Origin of the sequence: Kocuria sp. NPDC057446 (genome assembly GCF_042802875.1) — a bacterium.
GTDB lineage: Bacteria > Actinomycetota > Actinomycetes > Actinomycetales > Micrococcaceae > Kocuria.
On the sequence record NZ_JBHVDI010000078.1, the window covers coordinates 1 to 16,604 of the forward strand.

Consider the following 16,604-nt stretch of genomic DNA (forward strand, 5'->3'; position numbering starts at 1 on the left):
GACGGGCGCCGTTGCGCCCGTCGCCCATGGCTCTCCGGACTCCGGTCAGCACCTCGACCAGCTCCGGACGTGCTGCGTGTTGCCGCTACTTGACCTTGCCATTGGGGGTCTTCGTGATCGACAGGTCGGCCACGATCGGCAGGTGGTCGGACGCCGTGGTCTGGATGACCCGCGCCGAGGTGGCGGTGGCTCCCCGCGCGGTCAGGATGTAGTCGATGCGCAGGCTGGGGTTCTCCACGGAACCGCTGCCGGGGAGTCCTTCGAGGTCGGGACCGAAGGTGTAGTCGTCGTCCTGTCCGAGGGCGGCGAAGGTGTCCGTGAACACCGAGAAGAGAGGCTGCAGCTCCGGGGCGTCCGGTTCGGCGTTGAGGTCCCCCACGATGACGGCCGGTCGCTTGCTGGTGTCCGTGATGTCGAGAATCTCCTCGACCTGCAGGGCACGCTGTTCCTCGCGCTGGAAGTCCAGGTGCGTGCTGTAGAAGGCGATGTGGTTGCCGCGGACGTTCACCACGGCCTCGAGCAGGCCTCGCTGCTCGGTGGGCCGCTCCTCGTACTCGATGTTCGTCAGGAGGTGGTTCTCCGAGGAGATGATCGGGTACTCGCTGAGGATGGCGTTGCCGTACTGGCGGTTGTCCACGTCGCCGGGCAGCGGTGGTTCGTCCAGGTTGGCGCCGTACACGACGTGCATGTCGAGCCGCTCGGCGAGCCACTGCGCCTCGTCCAGGAACTCACTGCGTGATCCCCAGCGGTTGTCCACCTCCTGCAGGCCGATGATCTCGGCGCCGGAATCCTCGATCACCGACGCTGTGCGCTCGAGGTCGAACTGGTTGTCGCCGTCCGCGCCGTAGTGGATGTTGAAGGACATCACGGTCACCTCGGTGCTCTTCCCGCCGGCCTTCGAGGGGGCGGCGAGGGCCGGTCCGGCGCCGAGCAGGGTGCTGCCGGCGATCAGGGCAGCGACGGAACCGGTGGTCAGCAGTTTTTTCAGCATGGTGGGTACTCCTCGTGGTGGTCGGGGTGGTGCTGGTGGGGAGGGCGGTGGGAAGGAACGCTCGACGGACCGGGAACCTGGTGAGCGGTGCAGGGCTCGCGGTCTCCTGCGGAGCACTCGCCCACGCGGTCCGGCACGGTTGCGGGCACCCCGCTCACCGTTGCACTGCTGGGAGAGTGTGATCGGTACCACGTGACAATTTTGGACTAGACCAATTTGCAAAGTCAATGGATTGGTCCAGACCAAAGGTTCGGAAAGCCCAAACCGTTGGGCGGTCCCGTCTTCCCGTCCCTGGCGGGGGGGCGGGTTGGAGCTCCGCTCCCGCGCCCGGCGCTCCGCTCTGCGGCGGCCTTGTCACCACAAGTGGGTATTCACGATGGTGAATGATTCTGCATAGGATCCAAGAGATCCCTCATCCCCGCAGAGGCAGTACCCCGTGATCCGCGGGCCGGTTCTCGAGGAGGCGACAGCGGTTCGTGGCTGCTGACCCCTCTTCCGCCTGCTCGTCCACGTCTTGCCGCATGTCCTCCTGCGCAGGCCGACCCGAAGCAGGTTCCATGATCCGCCGTTCCGCCTCCGAGCCCGCCGCGACTCCTCACCGAAGGCTCCGCCTGCGCGTGCTGGCGCTCGCCGTCCCGCTCCTCCTGTCCGGGTGCACGAGCGTCGAGGTCGCGGTCGACTCCCCGCAGCAGGGTGCTCCTGCGGCGACGGCACCTGCGGCGGCACCGGCGCCGTCGCCGGACACCGTGGTTCCCCGGCCGGTGGCCGCACCCGAGCCGGCGACGACGAGGACGTTCACCACGCCGGACGGGGCCTACAGCTTCCAGTACCCGGCGGCATGGACCGTGGTCGCCGTGCCGGGGGAGGACGAGGTGTTCTCCGTCCGCCGAGGGGACGGAGAGCGGGTGGCCGGTCTCGCCACAGGCCTGCCGGTCGGTCCGCTGGCCAGCCCCGTCTACCCCGAAACCTCGTATGTCTCCTCCGAGGTGCCGGGCATTGCTGGTCCCCTGGGACGGACCGTCACCGCGGTGGTCGGCCTGTTCCCCGGACAGAGCATCGGCGGTGAGGCGATCGCGTTCGGCCTGGCTGACGGCGGTGACCCGGCCGCGAACTACGGACGGGTGCGGGCAGCGGACGCCTCGTTCTTGTCCTTCCGCGGCATCAAGCCCATCGGCAACGGATCGACCATGCTCTCCGAGGGGGAGGTTCGCCGGGAGCTGGCCGCGTACACGGCTTCGTCCGAGGGCCGATCCGTGCTTGCGATGCTCTCCAGTCTCACCGCGGACACGGCCGTCACAGGCAGCGTGTGCCAGGACGACGACTACGTCTACACCGCGCTGCAGGGTCTGGGCTGCGACGAGGCGCGAGGCGTCGTGGATGAGCTGAGCTTCGCAGGAAGCCGTGACGGAGAGTTCTCCGTCGTGTCGGACCGCTACTTCTGCGCCAGTGAGGGCGTCGAGCCCTGGGAGTTCCACGATCCGGTGTACGTCTGCGGCGTCAACGGCGCCGGGGACGTCGGGTTCCACCTCGACCCCCTCACGGTCACGGCGGACCACCCGCTGCTCCACGTGGAGGCCGGCTCCGCCGAGGATTTCACCGCGGAGGTGGTCGACGCAGCGGTCGACTGCGAGGGGATCAACTACGAGTTCACCGAGGTCGACGACCTCACCTGCCCGGAGGCCAAAGGCATGCTCCAGCCGTTCCTCGAGGGCAGAGGCACTCCGGCCGGCGACGACGAACAGGTCCTCGACGACACCGAGTGCACCCGGGCGCCGGCCGAGCGCGGCGGGGCCACAGTGCCCTCGTGGTCGTGCTCCCGGGTCCAGGGCGGGTCCTTCGTGGCCTACGCCCGGCTCTAGCCCGCGGCAGAAGGAACCGTCGATGTCCGTCTCCTCCCGCTTCTCGCGAGGTCCGGCTGCGCCCTCTCCCGGTCGATCTGTCGACACCGCTCCGGCCGGCGCTCCTGCCCCCGTCCGGTCCCTGGGGTTCGCCGCCTTCCGGCTGCTCGGCCCGCCCGCGGACAGCAGCCCCTCGAGGCCGGTGCCGAGTCTGGCCGAACGAGGCGCGGGCCATGAGGTGATCGCCGCGACGCTGCGGCTGCAGGAGGGGCAGCCGCCCCGCACGTGGTGGGGCCGGCTCACGGGCGCCAGCCCGCTGAGCGCCGAGAGCCGCTCGTGGTACCGGGGTGCGGTGGGGGAGATCGCCGTCGGGCAGATCCTGGGGCGCCTGGGTCCGGCGTGGACGGTGCTGCACGCCGTGCCGGTCGGCGCGGGTGCCTCGGACATCGACCACGTGCTCATCGGTCCCGCCGGGGTGTTCACGCTGAACACGAAGAACCACTCCGGCAAGACGGTCTGGGTCGCGGACCGCGCCATCCGCGTCGACGGGCACCAGCAGCACTACCTCTCGCACTCCCGCCACGAGGCGGCGCGTGCGGCGAAGCGATTGAGCGCGGTGGTGGGGGAGCCGGTGCCGGTGACCCCGGTGCTCCTGAGTGACAGAAGTGCCGTGGTCAGGAGGGCGGTGCAGCGCGGGCGGCGAGGCGTCCGCCGGGTCTGCGCTCGGGAGCCGTCCGCCGTCCTCGTGACCCGGTCTGCCGCCCTCGGAAGTGGACGGTTTCGAGGGAAGGCGGGTTCCCTCTTGCCGGTGCCCGTTTCGGAGCGCACAGTGTGTACATGAGGACGACGACGCCGTGGTTCGTGGTGGCTGTGGTGGTCGCGGCCCTGGCCCAGCTGGTGGTCGGGTTCTACTACCTGGCCAGCGGTCTGATGGCTCCACTGTGGGCCATCGTGCTCCTGGGCGTGTGGTGGGTGATTCTCACGTACGTCGGGGTGCGGCTGGTGCAGCGCCGGTCCTACCTGGTGCTCCTGGTTCCCGTGGTCGCCATCGCGACGTGGTTCGCCGTCATGTCGTTCGGGGGAGCGGTCCTCGGCTGGACCCCCTGAGAACCCGGGCGGTGTCCCCGCACCGACGCCGAACCGCGAACTCCGGTCGTTCCCAGAGAGGAATCATGGTGCTTCGCACGTTCCGCGCCGACGATTTCGAGACCCTGCTCGACCTCACCGTCCGCGCCTTCGAGCCCATCCAGGACGGCATCCGGAACCAGTTGGGCGACGATCTGTTCGCCCGGCAGAACGGGCAGTGGCGGCAGGACTACCGCGACACCCTGGTAGAGCTCACGAACGCGGAGAACCAGCACCGCTTTCTCGTCGCCGACCTCGACGGCGAGCCCGCCGGCTACGCCGCCTGGACCGTCCACCCCGGTCCGCTCGGGCCCCAGGGGGAGATCACGCTGCTCGCCGTCGACCCCCGGCGCCAGGGCGCCGGTCTCGGCCGTGCCTTGATCGACGGAGCCTGTGAGGCGATGCGTGCGGCAGGGTGCGTCGTGGCCTGGGCCGGCACCGGCGGCGACGAGGCGCACACCGCCGCCCGCGCCGCCTACGCCGCCGGAGGGTTCACCCCGCTGCCCACCGTGTTCTACAGCCGCGTCCTCTAGCCCCTCCGGAGGTTCCCGCCACGGCGGTCGCTGACGCGGGGGCCGTGCGGGCGGCAGGAGTGCCCCCCCCGGGACGGGTCCGCTTCGTGGGGGAAGCGCTCCGCACGACGGCGCACTCTCGGCTCGCTCTGGTCAGTGCGGTGCGCGGACCCTAGCCTGGGAGCAGGCCGAGCGGCCGGGAACCGACGGTCACAGGGCGCAGCTGTTCGCCACCGGACGTCCGGCCGCGTCCCATCGCCCACCGGCTTCTGCGCGCGAGGGTGATACAGGTGCCGCGCGAGGCGAGGGGGTCGATCGTGACCGCTGACGGCGAGCTGAACGCCTTCCTGGCCGCGCACCTGTCCGAGATGCTGGACGGGCTCAAGGAGTGGGTGCGGATCCCCTCGGTGGCCGCGGTCCCGGAGCGCGAGCACGACCTGCTGCGCTCGGCCCACTGGCTGGCCGGGGAGCTGCGCGACGTCGGCTTTCCCACCACGCGAATCTGGCCCGGCGTCTACGGCCCGGCCGTGTACGCCGCCTGGTGCGAGACTCCCGGAGCTCCCACGGTGCTGGTCTACAGCCACCACGACGTGCGCGCGGTCAAGGACGAGAACTGGGACCAGACCGCTCCCTTCGAGCCGGTCTCCCGCGACGGGCGGCTCTACGGCCGGGGCACCTCGGACGCCAAGGGCCAGGTCCTCGCCCATCTGTGGGGACTCCGGGCACACCTGGCCACCACCGGGCGCGGGGCGCCGGCCGTCAATCTGAAGTTCCTCGTCGAGGGCGAGGAGGAAGCCGGTTCTCCCGGCCTGGCACGGGTGCTCCAGGACCATGCGGAGGAGCTGGTCGCGGACGTGGTGGTCTTCTCCGACACGCTGCTGTGGCGCGCCGAACACCCCGGCCTGTGCACCGGGGTGCGCGGGATGCTCAGCGCGCGCCTGGAGATCCACGGGCCCTTCACCGACATCCACAGCGGGGCGGTGTCCGGGGTCGCCCCCAACCCGGCCCTGGAGCTGGCCCGGATCATCGCCCAGCTTTACGACGACGACGGCAGGATCACCCTGCCCGGCTTCTACGACCGCGTCGAGGAGATTCCCGAGACCCGGCGGGCGGAGCTGGCCGCGCTGCCCTTCGACGAAGGGGACTGGCTCGCCCGGACCCAGACGCGCAGCATCGGCGGGGAGGCCGGCTACACCGTGCTGGAGCGGCTGTGGGAACGCCCGGCCCTGGAGGTCGTCTCCCTGGCCGCCGGGGACTCCGCGGGGGTTTCGAGGGCGGTGATCCCCTCGGTGGCGGCGATGGATCTGAGCATCCGCACCGTGGTGGGGCAGAGGGTGCACGAAGTGGCCGACCAGTTGCGCACGTGGGTGGCCGAGCGGGTCGGGGACGGGTTCGAGTACGAGCTGACCGTGTCGACCACCACCGCCCAGGAGGCCTACCGCACCCCGGAGCACCCCGCCGTGGAGGCGCTGGCCCGGGCCATGGCCGCCGGCTTCGGGGTGGAGGAGGTGGGGCGGATGGGCAACGCCGGGGGCGGTCCGGCCGACCTGCTGGCCGGCTCACTGGACGCGCCGGTGGTGTTCTTCGGCACCGGGCTGCTCGAGGACAACTGGCACAACAGCGACGAGAGCGTGCGCACGGACCTGCTGCTGGCCGGGGCCGCCACCCTGGCCCATCTGTGGGGCGAGCTGAGCCGCACACAGCTGTAAGAGGATATGACGTTCGGGGAAGCGATCCTCGGCTGAAAGCCCTGAGGCGCGGATGCGTGATTCCAAGGGCGGCGGTCCAAGGAACGCCGGCCGGCTCCTCGATGGCGTTCAGACGAGTACGTGCCGAGGTGTATCGGCCGGTGTCGGGATGATCTCCTCCATCACCTCGAGGACGGCATGGACGGCCGTCGAGTTCTCGTTCTTCCGCCAGACGATCACCGCCGCGAGGTGCATCGGTGATCCGGCAAGGTCGCGGTAGACCAGTCCTGGTGTGTCGATGTGCTGGACCGAGGACACCGTGATCGTGACACCCATACCTGCGGCTACGAGGCCGAGGATGGCGTAGGAGTCGGGCGCCTCCTGCAGGACCCGTGGGGTGAATCCGTGGGCGGCGGTGACCCGCATCATCGCGTCCCGAACGGTGGAGCCCTGGGTCGCCGGAAACGTCACGAAAGGTTCGTCGGCCAGATCCTTCACCCGGACAGTGGCTCCGGCGGCCAGCGGGTGGTCGGCGGGCAGCGCGACGACGACCCGTTCGTACACGACCACGCGGCTGTTCACATCTGTGCGCCGCACCGGCAGGCGGGAGAAGCCTATGTCCACGGTCCCGGCTGCTACCTGGGCAGGGGCGGTGCCGCCGTACACCAGGCTCTGCAGAGCCAGCTCGATGCCCGGGTGCTCGGACCGCACCGCGCGTGCCAGCCGCGGAAGGATCTCCCGGCTGCTTGCCCCGGCGTAACCGATGGTGACCCTGCCGAAGACCTCGGACCGCCCGACCAGCGCCGCATGACGCACGGCGTCCGCGTCGCGGAGCAGCGCACGGGCCGGTTCGAGGGCTGCGGAGCCGGCGTCGGTCAGGCGCACCGAGCGGGTGCTGCGGTCGAACAGTGTGGCGTTCAGCTCCCGTTCCAGCTTCCGGATCTGCTGGCTGAGCTGCGGTTGGGACACGCCGAGGCGGTCGGCGGCCCGGCTGAAGTGCAGTTCCTCCGCCACAGCCACAAAAGCTCTGAGGTGTCGGGTGTCCATTCTTCTATTTATAACGTCCTTGAATGACTGTCGAAACGATTGGTCATTGGACGCCAATAACTTCTGCTGGCATCTTGAATCGTGGTCGCTGTCACACGTAAAAGTGTGCTGAGCCACAGTCGGTCAACGGTCCGGGTGGAGGACGAAGATGTCGAAGGAATCGCTCGGGGCTTCTTCTCGGTGGGCTCGGCGTCCCGCAGGCTCCACGTGGGGTGACTTCGGTCCCGACGACGCGCTCGGCCGTCTCAACCTGCTGACGCCGGAGAAGCTCCGGCAGGGCATTGCCGAGGTGGAGGACGGGCTGTCCTTCGCGCTGAGCCTGCCGCTCACACTGCCCGGAGGCACGTCCCTCAACGCCAACCGGCTGCCCCCGGTGGTCCGGCCGAACCGGCGGCAGGGCCTAGTCAACTACAACTGCCGGATGGACGAGCTCTTCCCCGGGGCCACCGACGTGCTCAGCGACGACCTCGTCGTCCTCCACCTGCAGTACTCCACGCAGTGGGACTCGCTGGCCCACGCCGGATCCATGTTCGACGCCGACGGCGACGGCGTGCCCGAGCCGGTGTACTACAACGGCTTCCGCGCCGGCACCGACATCCTGGGGCCGTCGTCGGTGGAGGACTCCGGCCTCGAGACCCTGCACGGATCGACGACCTCGTCGGCCGGGCCGCTCGGCATCGACGGCATGGCGCGGACCGGTGTCCAGGGCCGTGCGGTGATGATCGACCTGCACGCCCACTTGGGGGACGATCGCGTCCTGGTGGGCTTCGACCAGCTGGAGTCGATCATGGCCGCGGACCGGGTCGTCGTCGAGGAGGGCGACATCGTGTGCCTGCACACCGGCTGGAGCGAGAAGGTCCTGGCGATGGACGGGAACCCCGACCCGGAAGTGCTGCACGGCTCGGGCGCCGTCCTCGACGGGCGCGATCCCGCCCTGCTCCGGTGGATCACCGATTCCGGGCTGGTTGCCCTCGCCGCCGACAACTATGCCGTCGAGGCGTTCCCCGCGACCCCCGCCGAGCCGCCCTGCGCCCTCCTGCCTCTGCACGAGCACTGCTTGTTCAAGCTCGGCGTCCACCTCGGGGAGCTCTGGCGGCTCACGCCGCTGGCGGAGCACCTCCGGGCCCGTGGGCGCAGCAGATTCCTCCTCACCGCCCCGCCCCTGAACCTCCCCGGGGCAGCAGCCTCGCCCGTGACACCGATCGGAACCGTCTGATGTATGCTCACCCGCCCCGCCGCGTCCTCGTCACGGGGGGCGCCTCCGGCATCGGCGCGGCCATCGCCGAACGTTGCCGCGCCGACGGTCTGGAGGTAGTGGTCATCGACCGTGCGGGCGAGGGGATCCGCGCCGACCTCTCGGATTCCGGCTCGACGGCCGCCGCGCTCGAGGCGGCGCTCGCGGAGGGGCCCATCACCAGCATCGTCAACAACGTGGGGGCCGTCTTCCCCGGATCCGCCGAGGAGCAGACCCTCGGCGACCTCGAAGCGGCGTGGTCGCTGAACCTGCGCAGCGCGATGCAGTGCACACAGGCGCTCATCCCGTCCATGAAGGGCGCCGGATTCGGCCGGATCGTCACGATCTCCTCCCGGGCCGCACTCGGCAAGGAGCTGCGGTCCGCCTACGCCGCCACCAAGGCGGGGCTGATCGGGCTGACCCGTGTGTGGGCTCTCGAACTCGGGCGCTACGGGGTGACCGCGAACGCCATCGGCCCCGGTCCCATCGCCACTCCATTGTTCGAGGAGGCGAATCCGGCGGACAGCCCGCGCACCCAGGCCATCGTGGAGGCCATTCCGGTCCAGCGCATGGGCACACCCGAGGACGTCGCGCACGCGGCCTCCTACTTCCTCGACGAGCGCTCGGGCTTCGTCACCGGGCAGACGCTGTACGTGTGCGGCGGCATGACGGTCGGATCGGTGGCGATCTGACATGGCGCCCCGGGACACTCCGCTGGCCGTCGTCGGCGCCGGCAGCATCGGCGTCGCCTTCACCCTGGTCTTCGCCCGCGCCGGATTCGAGGTCCGTCTGCAGGACCCGGACCCGCGCCGCCTCGCGCAGGCTCCGGAGGAGATCCGCTCCCGGCTGGGGGCTCTCCTGGAGTACGGCCTGCTCCAGGAGCCGGCCGAGGATGTCCTCGGGCGGATCCGCACCGTAGGCGATCTCGCCGACGCCGTCCGAGGTGCCACCCTGGTGCAGGAGTGCGCCCCGGAGCGGATCGATCTCAAGACACAGCTCTTCGCCGACCTCGATCGGCTCGCCGGCACCGGGACCGTGCTGGCGTCGTCGTCCTCGGCCCTGACCGCCTCATCCTTCGCCGCCGATCTCGACGGCCGCGGCCGCTGCCTGGTGGCCCATCCCGGCAATCCGCCGTACCTGTTGCCGGTGATCGAACTCGTCCCTGCCCCGTTCACCGGGACCCCCGCCGTGGACCGTGCACGCTCGGTCTATGCAGAAGCTGGGCTCAGCCCAGTGTTCGTGGAGCGCGAGGTGGAGGGCTTCGTCTTCAATCGGCTTCAAGGGGCCCTGCTGCGGGAAGCCTATTGCCTGGTCCGCGACGGCGTGGCCTCCGTCGAGTCCATCGACCAGGTGGTGCGCGAGGGACTCGGCCGCCGATGGGCGTTCATGGGTCCGTTCGAGACCGCCGACCTCAACACCCGCGGCGGCATCACCTCGCACGCCGAGAAGATGAGCCCCGCCTACTACCGCATGGGTCGCGAGCGCGGCCAGGACGATCCCTGGACCGACGATCTCGTGGCAACCGTGACCGGCCAGCGCCGGGAACTCCTGCCGCTGGAGGACTGGGAGCGGCGCGTCCTGTGGCGCGACGAGCAGCTGATGCGGCTCGCCGAGCTGTTCCGACGACCCGACCCACCGCACCGACCCTGACCTCCCGCACGCGACCCGATCACGATGAGGACCCCATGAAAACTGCCGCCAAGCTGTTCACCAACCTCACCAACAAATACCTGCCCGACCCCCTGGTGATCGCCATCGGTCTGACCGCCTTCACGATGCTGCTGGCCATGGTGATCCGCGGCAACTCGTTCCTGGAGGTCACCACGCAGTGGGGCGACGGGTTCTGGGACCTGCTCGCCTTCTCCATGCAGATGACCGTGATCCTGGTGGCCGGTTTCATCCTCGCCAAGACCCCCATGGTGGATCGCGGCCTCACGGCCATCGCCCACCGCGTCTCCTCGCCCCGGGCGGCCATCATCGTGGCGACTCTCGTGGGCGGCATCGGCAGCTGGCTCAACTGGGGCTTCGGGCTGGTGCTCGGCGGGCTCATGGCCCAGAAGCTGGCCCTCAACGTCAAGGGCCTGCACTACCCGCTCGCCATCGCCGCCGGTTACAGCGGTTTCGCCCTGTACGGCGTCGGCCTCTCCGGGTCCGTGCCGCTGCTCATCGCCACGCCGGGGCACTTCCTCGAGGATCAGATCGGCCTGATCGACCTCGGCCGCACCATCTTCGACCCCGTCATCCTCGGCATGGTCGTCGTCCTCCTGATCGGTCTGCCTCTGTTCAACGCGGCACTCCACCCCAAGGATCCGGCCGACGTCAGGGAGATCGACCCGGCGACGGTGGCGCCCGCGCCCGAGAAGCTCCAGGCCGACACCTCGGGCCTCACCGTGGGCGAGCGGCTGAACGCCAGCCCCGTCTTCAGCGTGGGCATCGGCGCCCTCGCTCTGATCTACCTGGTGCAGCACTTCGCCCGCGGCGGGGGCCTCGATCTCAACACGGTGAACTTCGCCCTGCTGTTCCTGGGCATCCTGTTCCTCACCCGTCCGATGTACTTCCTCGACACGCTCAACGACGGAATCCGGCTGGCGGCCGGCATCGTGGTCCAGTACCCCTTCTACGCGGGGATCATGGGCATCCTGATGGGCTCCGGCCTGGTCGTCACCTTCGCCGCGTGGATCGGAGACATCTCCTCCGCGGAGACGCTGCCGTTCCTGTCCTTCCTCAGCGGCGGCGTGATCAACCTGCTGGCACCCTCGGGCGGCGGCCAATGGGCCGTGCAGGGGCCGGTCATGATCGAGGCGGCCAACCAGCTGAACGCCGACCACGCCAAGACGGCTCTGGCGGTGCAGATCGGTGACCAGTGGACCAACATGGTGCAGCCGTTCTGGATCCTGCCCGTCCTGGCCATCTCCAAGCTGAAGCTGGGAGAGGTCATGGGGTATCTGGTGCTCATCCTCGTGTTCATCGGCGTCGTCTTCGGAGCCGCCGTGCTCCTCTGGGGCTTCATGGGCTGAGGCTCGGTCACTGCAATGCTCCGGCCCGCCGGACGCACACTCAGCGTGCGGCCGGCGGGCCGGAGTCCTCGAACGCCCGGCTCCCGCTACAGGAAGCTCTTCCCGTCCAGATAGGCCTTGCGCCAGCGCTGGATCCTCACCTCGCGGAAAAGGCCGCCCTGGGAGAACGGGTCCGCCGCGATGAGGGCCTCGGCCTCCTCACGGGTGTCGACGTCCACGAGGTAGAGACCTCCGTCGGCCGTCTGCCCGTCGTCGGAGAGCTTCGCCCCGCAGGCCAGCAACTTGTCGGCGACCGTCTCGAGGTACTGCAGGTGTTCGTCCCGCAGCTCCAGGCGCCGGTCGTAGGCGTTGTCCCGGTCGAAGGTCTCGATCATGTAGGGCACGGTGGTCTCCTCTGCTGTTCGTTCTGCAGGGTCATCGTGCCACTCCCTCGACGGCCCCTGGCGTCGAGCGGGCCGGGGAGTGCCCGTCGTTGGGCGCGTGACCGGTCGGCACCGGACACCGGTCACACATTCTCCGGACTGGTGCGAGCCTCGACAGCGTGCTCGTCCGCAGGGGGCGCCGTCCGACGAGCTCGCCGGAAGCCGGCGTCGTCCGATGGCGCGGAGTCGCCCAGGAAGGCCAGGCTGCGCCGCAGCGTGTGCGACCAGCCGTCGCCTCCGAGTTCGCGCCACGGCACCCGCTCTTCCAGGGGTATCGCGAGCCGGCCGATCACCGTGTACAGCGACAGCACAGCGGCTGTGGCGGCCAGCAGGAACAGGAACGAGATCATGATGAGCTCCTTGTCTGCGGTGGACCGGCCGATCCGGCTCACCCTCACGCTGACAAGCCTCGTCGCCCGGAGTCTCTGACACGAGTGGCAGAAATGACTCCCTCCGGTCATTTTCTGCCAACTTCGACGGCGCTTGCGAGGCGGCGCTCAAGAGGTGGTCGCGAAGCGGCGGCGGTACTGCTGCGGGCTGAGCCGGCGGATGCGGGTGAAGTGGTGGCGCAGCGTGGCCGCGTTGCCGAAGCCCACGTCCGCGGCGATGCGCTCGACGGGCAGGTCGGTCTCCTCGAGGAGCTGCTCGGCCCGGTGGAGGCGCCGCGCGGTGATCCAGGCGTGCGGGGTGGTGCCGGTCTCGTCGCGGAACCGGCGGGCGAAGGTGCGCGGGGACATGGCGGCGCGCCGGGCCAGGGCATCGACGTCGAGCGGCTCGTCGAGGTGTCCCACGATCCAGGTGAGCAGCGGGTCCAGCGTCTCGGCCCGGCGCTCGGGGACCGGGTCCTTGATGAACTGGGCCTGCCCGCCCTGGCGCTGCGGCGGCACCACCATGCGCCGGGCCACGGTGTTGGCGGCCGCCGAACCGAACTCCTGGCGCCACAGGTGGAGGCAGGCGTCGAGGCCCGCCGCGGTGCCGGCGCTGGTGAGGATGCTGCCGTCCTCCACGTAGAGGACCTCGGGCACCACCTGCGCGGCGGGGAAGCGCTCGGCCAGCTCCGCGGTGTGCATCCAGTGGGTGGTGCAGCGGCGGCCGTCGAGCAGACCGGCGGCCCCCAGCACGAAGGCGCCCGAGCAGATGGACAGGAGCCGGGCGCCCCGGTCGTGGGCAGCGCGCAGCGCGTGGATCACCTCGTCCGGGACCGGGACGTCCCGGGACATCGCCGGGAGGACCACGAGATCCGCCGCGGCCACCCGGTCGAGTCCGTGCTGGACCGCCACGTCGAACCCGGCGATCGTGCGGACCGGCCGCCCGTCGGGGCTGCACACGGCGAAGTCCATGACCGGCAGGCCGTCGCCGGAGCGATCGATCGCCCAGGCCTCGCAGGCCACGCCGAGTTCGAAAGGAGAGACCTCATGGAAGACGATGACGGCCACGTTGCTGATCATGGGTCCATGCTCCCAGCAGTGCGGCAGGAAGTCGATGACAGCCGCAAAAGTGCCACTCGCGGTGAGCCGGACAGGCGGGAAGAATCGGTGCCAGCAGCACGGAGGCGCGGACGGACGAGAACAGGGCGGTGGACGATGGAGAGCACAGGCGAGGGCGAGCGCCGCACGGTGGCGGTCCTGGGGGCGACCGGGCAGCTGGGCGCTCGGGTGGTGATGCATCTGCGCGAGCGCGGCGTCGACGTCGTCGAGGTCTCCCGCGGGCAGGGCACCGACGTCTGTTCCGGGGAGGGCCTGGACGCCGCGCTGGAGGGGGTCTCCACCGTGGTGGACTGCCTCCACCTGGCGACGCTGTCCCGCAAGCGCGCCGTCGACTTCTTCACCACCACGGCCCGCAATGTGCTGGCGGCGGCACAGCGGGCAGGGGTGTCCCGGATCGTGTGCGTCACGATCCTCAACGCCCGGGAGCCGGAGGTGCACCGGTGGCTGGGCTACTACGCGGGCAAGGCCGCGCAGGAGCAGGCGTACCGTGCCGGGCCCGTCCCGGTCACCATGGTGGCCTCGGCGCAGTGGTACGAACTGGCCGAGACCCTGCTGTCGCAGATGCGCATCGGCCCGCTCTCCGCGGTGCCCGGGATGCGCTCCCGGCCGCTGGCCGTCGACGAGGCCGCCGCGTTCGTCGTCGACCGCGCCCTGGAGCCCGGAGACTCCGCGACATCCGCCGACGCCGTCATCGCCGGGCCCGAGGTCCGTGACATGGCGGAGTTGGCCCGCGCGATCGAGGAGCACCGAGGCGGATACCGGAAGAGCCTCCGGATACCGGTGCCCTTCTCGGCGCTCGGCAACGGCGGCCTCCTGCCGCGGGGGGACGTCACGACCGCCCCGACCCGGTTCGAGGACTGGCTCCGCGGGACCTCGTGAGCGACTGACGGCCCAGCGGCTAGCCGATCGGCGTGGGTGGCCGTTCCCCGGCGAGCACGGCGAGCGCGTTGCCGGCGGCGAGCACCGCCATCGCGGTGCGCGTCTCCACGGTGGCGGAGCCCAGGTGCGGCACCAGCACCACGTTGTCGAGCTCCAGCAGCTCGGGATGCACGCGGGGTTCGTGCTCGAAGACGTCCAGCCCGGCCCCCGCGATCCGGCCCTCGCGCAGCGCGGACGCCAGCGCCGCCTCGTCGACGATCGGCCCGCGCGCGGTGTTGACGAGGTACGCCGAGTCCTTCATCGCGGTCAGCTGCTCGGCGCCGATGAGGTGGTGCGTGGCAGGCCCGTAGGGACAGTGCAGCGACACGACGTCGGAGACGGCCAGCAGCTCGTCGAGATCGACCCGCCGGGCGCCCAGCTCGGCGGCGATCCCGGGATCGAGCTCGCTGCGCGACTGGTAGACGATCTCCATGCCGAAGGCCTTGGCCCGGCGCGCGGTCGCCTGGCCGATGCCGCCCATGCCGACGACGCCGAGGGTCTTGCCCTGCAGGCTGCTGCCGAGCAGGAAGAACATCCCCCACTTCCAGTCCTGGCCGGAGCGGATCAGCCGCTCCGCCTCGCCGAGCCGTCGGGTCGCCATGAGGATGAGCCCGAGCGCGATGTCGGCCGTGGCGTCCGTGAGCACGCCGGGGGTGTTGGTGGCCACGACGCCCCGTTCGGTGCAGGCGGGCACGTCGATGTTGTCGTAGCCGACGGCGACGTTCGCGACCACCTTCAGCTGCGGCCCGGCGGCGTCGAGCAGCTCGGCGTCGATGCGCTCGGTGAGCAGGCTCACGACGGCATCGGCGCCGGCCACCCGGCGCAGGAGCTCCTCGCGGTCGATCGAGTCCGGGCCCGGCCAGGCGTCGACGTCGTGCTCGGCGCGAAGCTTCTCGACCGCGGCGTCGGGCACCCGTCCCGTGACGACGACCCGGCTCATGCCGACTCGATCCACTGGCACAGGCGGCCGAGGCCGTCACGGATGTCGGGGACGTCGATGCCCGAGTAGGCGAGCCGGATGTACTGCCGGTCCTCGCCGGGCTGGCGCCGGCCGAAGTGCTCCCGCGTGCAGAAGGACACGCCGGTCTCGTGCAGGGCCGCCGTGGCGAAGTCGCCGACCGCCGTGTAGCCCAGGCGTTCCATGGCGGCGGTGACGTCGGGGAACAGGTAGAAGGTCGACTGCGGCACGGCCACGTGCATGCCGGGGGTGGCGTTCACCAGTTCGCAGGCGGCGTCCCGGCGCTCGCGCAGGACGTCGAGCATCTGCTGCACGGGTTCCTGGGGGCCGCGCAGCGCCTCGATGCCGGCCCACTGCACGTAGTGCGTGGTGCACGACTCGTCGTTGGTGTTGAGCGTGCTGAGCACCTTGGCGATGTCCAGCGGCGCGACGGCGCAGCCGAGGCGCGAGCCGGTCATGGCGAACTTCTTGCTGAACGTGTAGAGGATGACGGTGCGCTCGGCCATGCCGGGGAGCGACGCGATCGAGCTCGAGACCCCCTCGTAGCGGGTCTCGAAGTAGGCCTCGTCGGAGAGCACCCAGAGATCGTGCTCCTGGGCCAGCTGCGCGACGGCCTCGCGCTCGGCCGCCGTCGACTCGGCCGAGATGGGGTTCTGCAGGTCGTTGTAGATGATGGCGACCGTGTTCGGGGTGATCGAGGCGCGCACCTGGTCGAGGTCGATCGCGAAGCCGTCCTCCGTGGGGAGGTAGCGGTACGCCACGGCCGTGCCGCCGAGGTACTCGATCTGCGACTCGTAGATCGGGAAGCCGGGGTTCGGGTAGAGCACCTCCTGGCCGGGGTTCATGACCGCCTGCAGGAACTTCGTGATGACGGGCTTGCCGCCGGTCATCACGACGACGTTGTCGGGAACCAGGTCGATGCCACGACGCGAGCCGATGTCCTCGGCGAGGGCCTCGCGCAGCTGCGGGATGCCGGGGCCGGGGCAGTAGCCCGTGTAGCCGTCGGTGATGGCCCGGTCCATGGCCTCGATGATGTGCGGGGCCGTCGGGATGTTGATGTCGCCGAGGTGGAAGGGGTACACGCGGTTCCCCTCCGCCTTCCAGGCGGCCGCGGCCTGGGCGACGCTGAAGGCGGTTTCGGTGCCCAGCCGTTCGAGCCTGTGCGCGAGTTCCCGCATGCTGTTCCGCTCCTCATCGAGTTGGCGATCGACCGTCCGGTGGATCCTGCTTGAGCATACGACTCATATATCAGGCTGGGAAGAGGGGTGCCCGGATGGATTGTCACAGTGGCCGTCGCCGCGAGGGTTCCTGCGTCCCGGAGTCGTCTCCGTGGAATGCGGGTGGGCGGTTCCCGTCGGAACGGGAAC

At 70.3% G+C, this 16,604-nt stretch carries 17 protein-coding genes; 10 read left to right on the forward strand and 7 right to left on the reverse strand.

The features are described from left to right. Positions 1 to 85: 85 nt before the first annotated feature. A complete protein-coding gene (locus ACFU0Y_RS10795) occupies positions 86 to 991 on the reverse strand; it encodes an endonuclease/exonuclease/phosphatase family protein (RefSeq protein ID WP_380214495.1) in 906 nt (301 codons plus the stop codon). A 557-nt stretch (positions 992 to 1,548) separates the two neighbouring features. Between ACFU0Y_RS10795 and ACFU0Y_RS10800 the strand changes: the two genes are divergently transcribed. The 5 genes from ACFU0Y_RS10800 to ACFU0Y_RS10820 all read left to right on the forward strand — a co-directional run bounded on the left by ACFU0Y_RS10800 (position 1,549) and on the right by ACFU0Y_RS10820 (position 6,175). After that, a complete protein-coding gene (locus tag ACFU0Y_RS10800) occupies positions 1,549 to 2,850 on the forward strand; it encodes a hypothetical protein (RefSeq protein ID WP_380214496.1) in 1,302 nt (433 codons plus the stop codon). A 217-nt stretch (positions 2,851 to 3,067) separates the two neighbouring features. Continuing rightward, positions 3,068 to 3,670 (forward strand): nuclease-related domain-containing protein, encoded by a 603-nt coding sequence (locus ACFU0Y_RS10805; protein ID WP_380214497.1) that lies wholly within the window; start codon positions 3,068 to 3,070, stop codon positions 3,668 to 3,670. Further along, the gene (locus tag ACFU0Y_RS10810; RefSeq protein WP_380214498.1) at positions 3,667 to 3,936 is read left to right on the forward strand and encodes a hypothetical protein; all 270 of its coding nucleotides are present in this window, start codon (positions 3,667 to 3,669) and stop codon (positions 3,934 to 3,936) included. The genes ACFU0Y_RS10805 and ACFU0Y_RS10810 overlap by 4 nt, the downstream gene beginning before the upstream one ends. Positions 3,937 to 4,001: 65 nt before the next feature. Then, a complete protein-coding gene (locus tag ACFU0Y_RS10815) occupies positions 4,002 to 4,487 on the forward strand; it encodes a GNAT family N-acetyltransferase (protein WP_380214499.1) in 486 nt (161 codons plus the stop codon). A gap of 296 nt (positions 4,488 to 4,783) precedes the next feature. Next, complete coding sequence (locus ACFU0Y_RS10820) at positions 4,784 to 6,175, forward strand: M20/M25/M40 family metallo-hydrolase (RefSeq protein ID WP_380214500.1); 1,392 nt, start codon at positions 4,784 to 4,786, stop codon at positions 6,173 to 6,175. 108 nt (positions 6,176 to 6,283) lie between these two features. Here ACFU0Y_RS10820 and ACFU0Y_RS10825 read toward each other — a convergent pair whose 3' ends face one another. After that, positions 6,284 to 7,201 (reverse strand): LysR family transcriptional regulator, encoded by a 918-nt coding sequence (locus tag ACFU0Y_RS10825; protein ID WP_380214501.1) that lies wholly within the window; start codon positions 7,199 to 7,201, stop codon positions 6,284 to 6,286. A 148-nt stretch (positions 7,202 to 7,349) separates the two neighbouring features. On the opposite strand from ACFU0Y_RS10825, the gene ACFU0Y_RS10830 reads away from it, so the two are divergent. From ACFU0Y_RS10830 to ACFU0Y_RS10845, 4 genes are read left to right on the forward strand one after another with little or no spacing between them, the layout of a single operon-like run. Further along, positions 7,350 to 8,417 carry a cyclase family protein gene (locus tag ACFU0Y_RS10830; protein WP_380214502.1) on the forward strand — a complete coding sequence of 356 codons (1,068 nt, stop codon included), beginning with the start codon at positions 7,350 to 7,352 and terminating at the stop codon, positions 8,415 to 8,417. Beyond that, complete coding sequence (locus ACFU0Y_RS10835; protein WP_380214503.1) at positions 8,417 to 9,127, forward strand: SDR family oxidoreductase; 711 nt, start codon at positions 8,417 to 8,419, stop codon at positions 9,125 to 9,127. The genes ACFU0Y_RS10830 and ACFU0Y_RS10835 overlap by 1 nt, the downstream gene beginning before the upstream one ends. A gap of 1 nt (position 9,128) precedes the next feature. After that, a complete protein-coding gene (locus ACFU0Y_RS10840; protein WP_380214504.1) occupies positions 9,129 to 10,085 on the forward strand; it encodes a 3-hydroxyacyl-CoA dehydrogenase in 957 nt (318 codons plus the stop codon). Between the two features lie 35 nt (positions 10,086 to 10,120). Next, positions 10,121 to 11,452: a short-chain fatty acid transporter gene (locus tag ACFU0Y_RS10845; protein ID WP_380214505.1), complete on the forward strand. Its 1,332-nt coding sequence runs from the start codon at positions 10,121 to 10,123 to the stop codon at positions 11,450 to 11,452. 86 nt (positions 11,453 to 11,538) lie between these two features. Here the strand turns inward: ACFU0Y_RS10845 and ACFU0Y_RS10850 are convergent, their stop codons facing one another. The 3 genes from ACFU0Y_RS10850 to ACFU0Y_RS10860 all read right to left on the reverse strand — a co-directional run bounded on the left by ACFU0Y_RS10850 (position 11,539) and on the right by ACFU0Y_RS10860 (position 13,322). Beyond that, positions 11,539 to 11,826 (reverse strand): YciI family protein, encoded by a 288-nt coding sequence (locus ACFU0Y_RS10850; RefSeq protein ID WP_380214511.1) that lies wholly within the window; start codon positions 11,824 to 11,826, stop codon positions 11,539 to 11,541. Between the two features lie 131 nt (positions 11,827 to 11,957). Then, positions 11,958 to 12,224 (reverse strand): hypothetical protein, encoded by a 267-nt coding sequence (locus ACFU0Y_RS10855; protein ID WP_380214506.1) that lies wholly within the window; start codon positions 12,222 to 12,224, stop codon positions 11,958 to 11,960. A 147-nt stretch (positions 12,225 to 12,371) separates the two neighbouring features. Beyond that, the gene (locus ACFU0Y_RS10860; protein ID WP_380214507.1) at positions 12,372 to 13,322 is read right to left on the reverse strand and encodes a helix-turn-helix domain-containing protein; all 951 of its coding nucleotides are present in this window, start codon (positions 13,320 to 13,322) and stop codon (positions 12,372 to 12,374) included. A 135-nt stretch (positions 13,323 to 13,457) separates the two neighbouring features. On the opposite strand from ACFU0Y_RS10860, the gene ACFU0Y_RS10865 reads away from it, so the two are divergent. Further along, positions 13,458 to 14,240 (forward strand): SDR family oxidoreductase, encoded by a 783-nt coding sequence (locus tag ACFU0Y_RS10865; RefSeq protein ID WP_380214508.1) that lies wholly within the window; start codon positions 13,458 to 13,460, stop codon positions 14,238 to 14,240. Positions 14,241 to 14,259: 19 nt separating this feature from the next. Here ACFU0Y_RS10865 and ACFU0Y_RS10870 read toward each other — a convergent pair whose 3' ends face one another. Together ACFU0Y_RS10870 and ACFU0Y_RS10875 are read right to left on the reverse strand one after the other, a co-directional pair. After that, positions 14,260 to 15,219: a 2-hydroxyacid dehydrogenase gene (locus ACFU0Y_RS10870; protein ID WP_380214509.1), complete on the reverse strand. Its 960-nt coding sequence runs from the start codon at positions 15,217 to 15,219 to the stop codon at positions 14,260 to 14,262. Next, positions 15,216 to 16,415: a pyridoxal phosphate-dependent aminotransferase gene (locus tag ACFU0Y_RS10875; RefSeq protein ID WP_380214510.1), complete on the reverse strand. Its 1,200-nt coding sequence runs from the start codon at positions 16,413 to 16,415 to the stop codon at positions 15,216 to 15,218. Before ACFU0Y_RS10875 ends, ACFU0Y_RS10870 begins: the two co-directional genes overlap by 4 nt. Between the last annotated feature and the right edge of the window lie 189 nt (positions 16,416 to 16,604).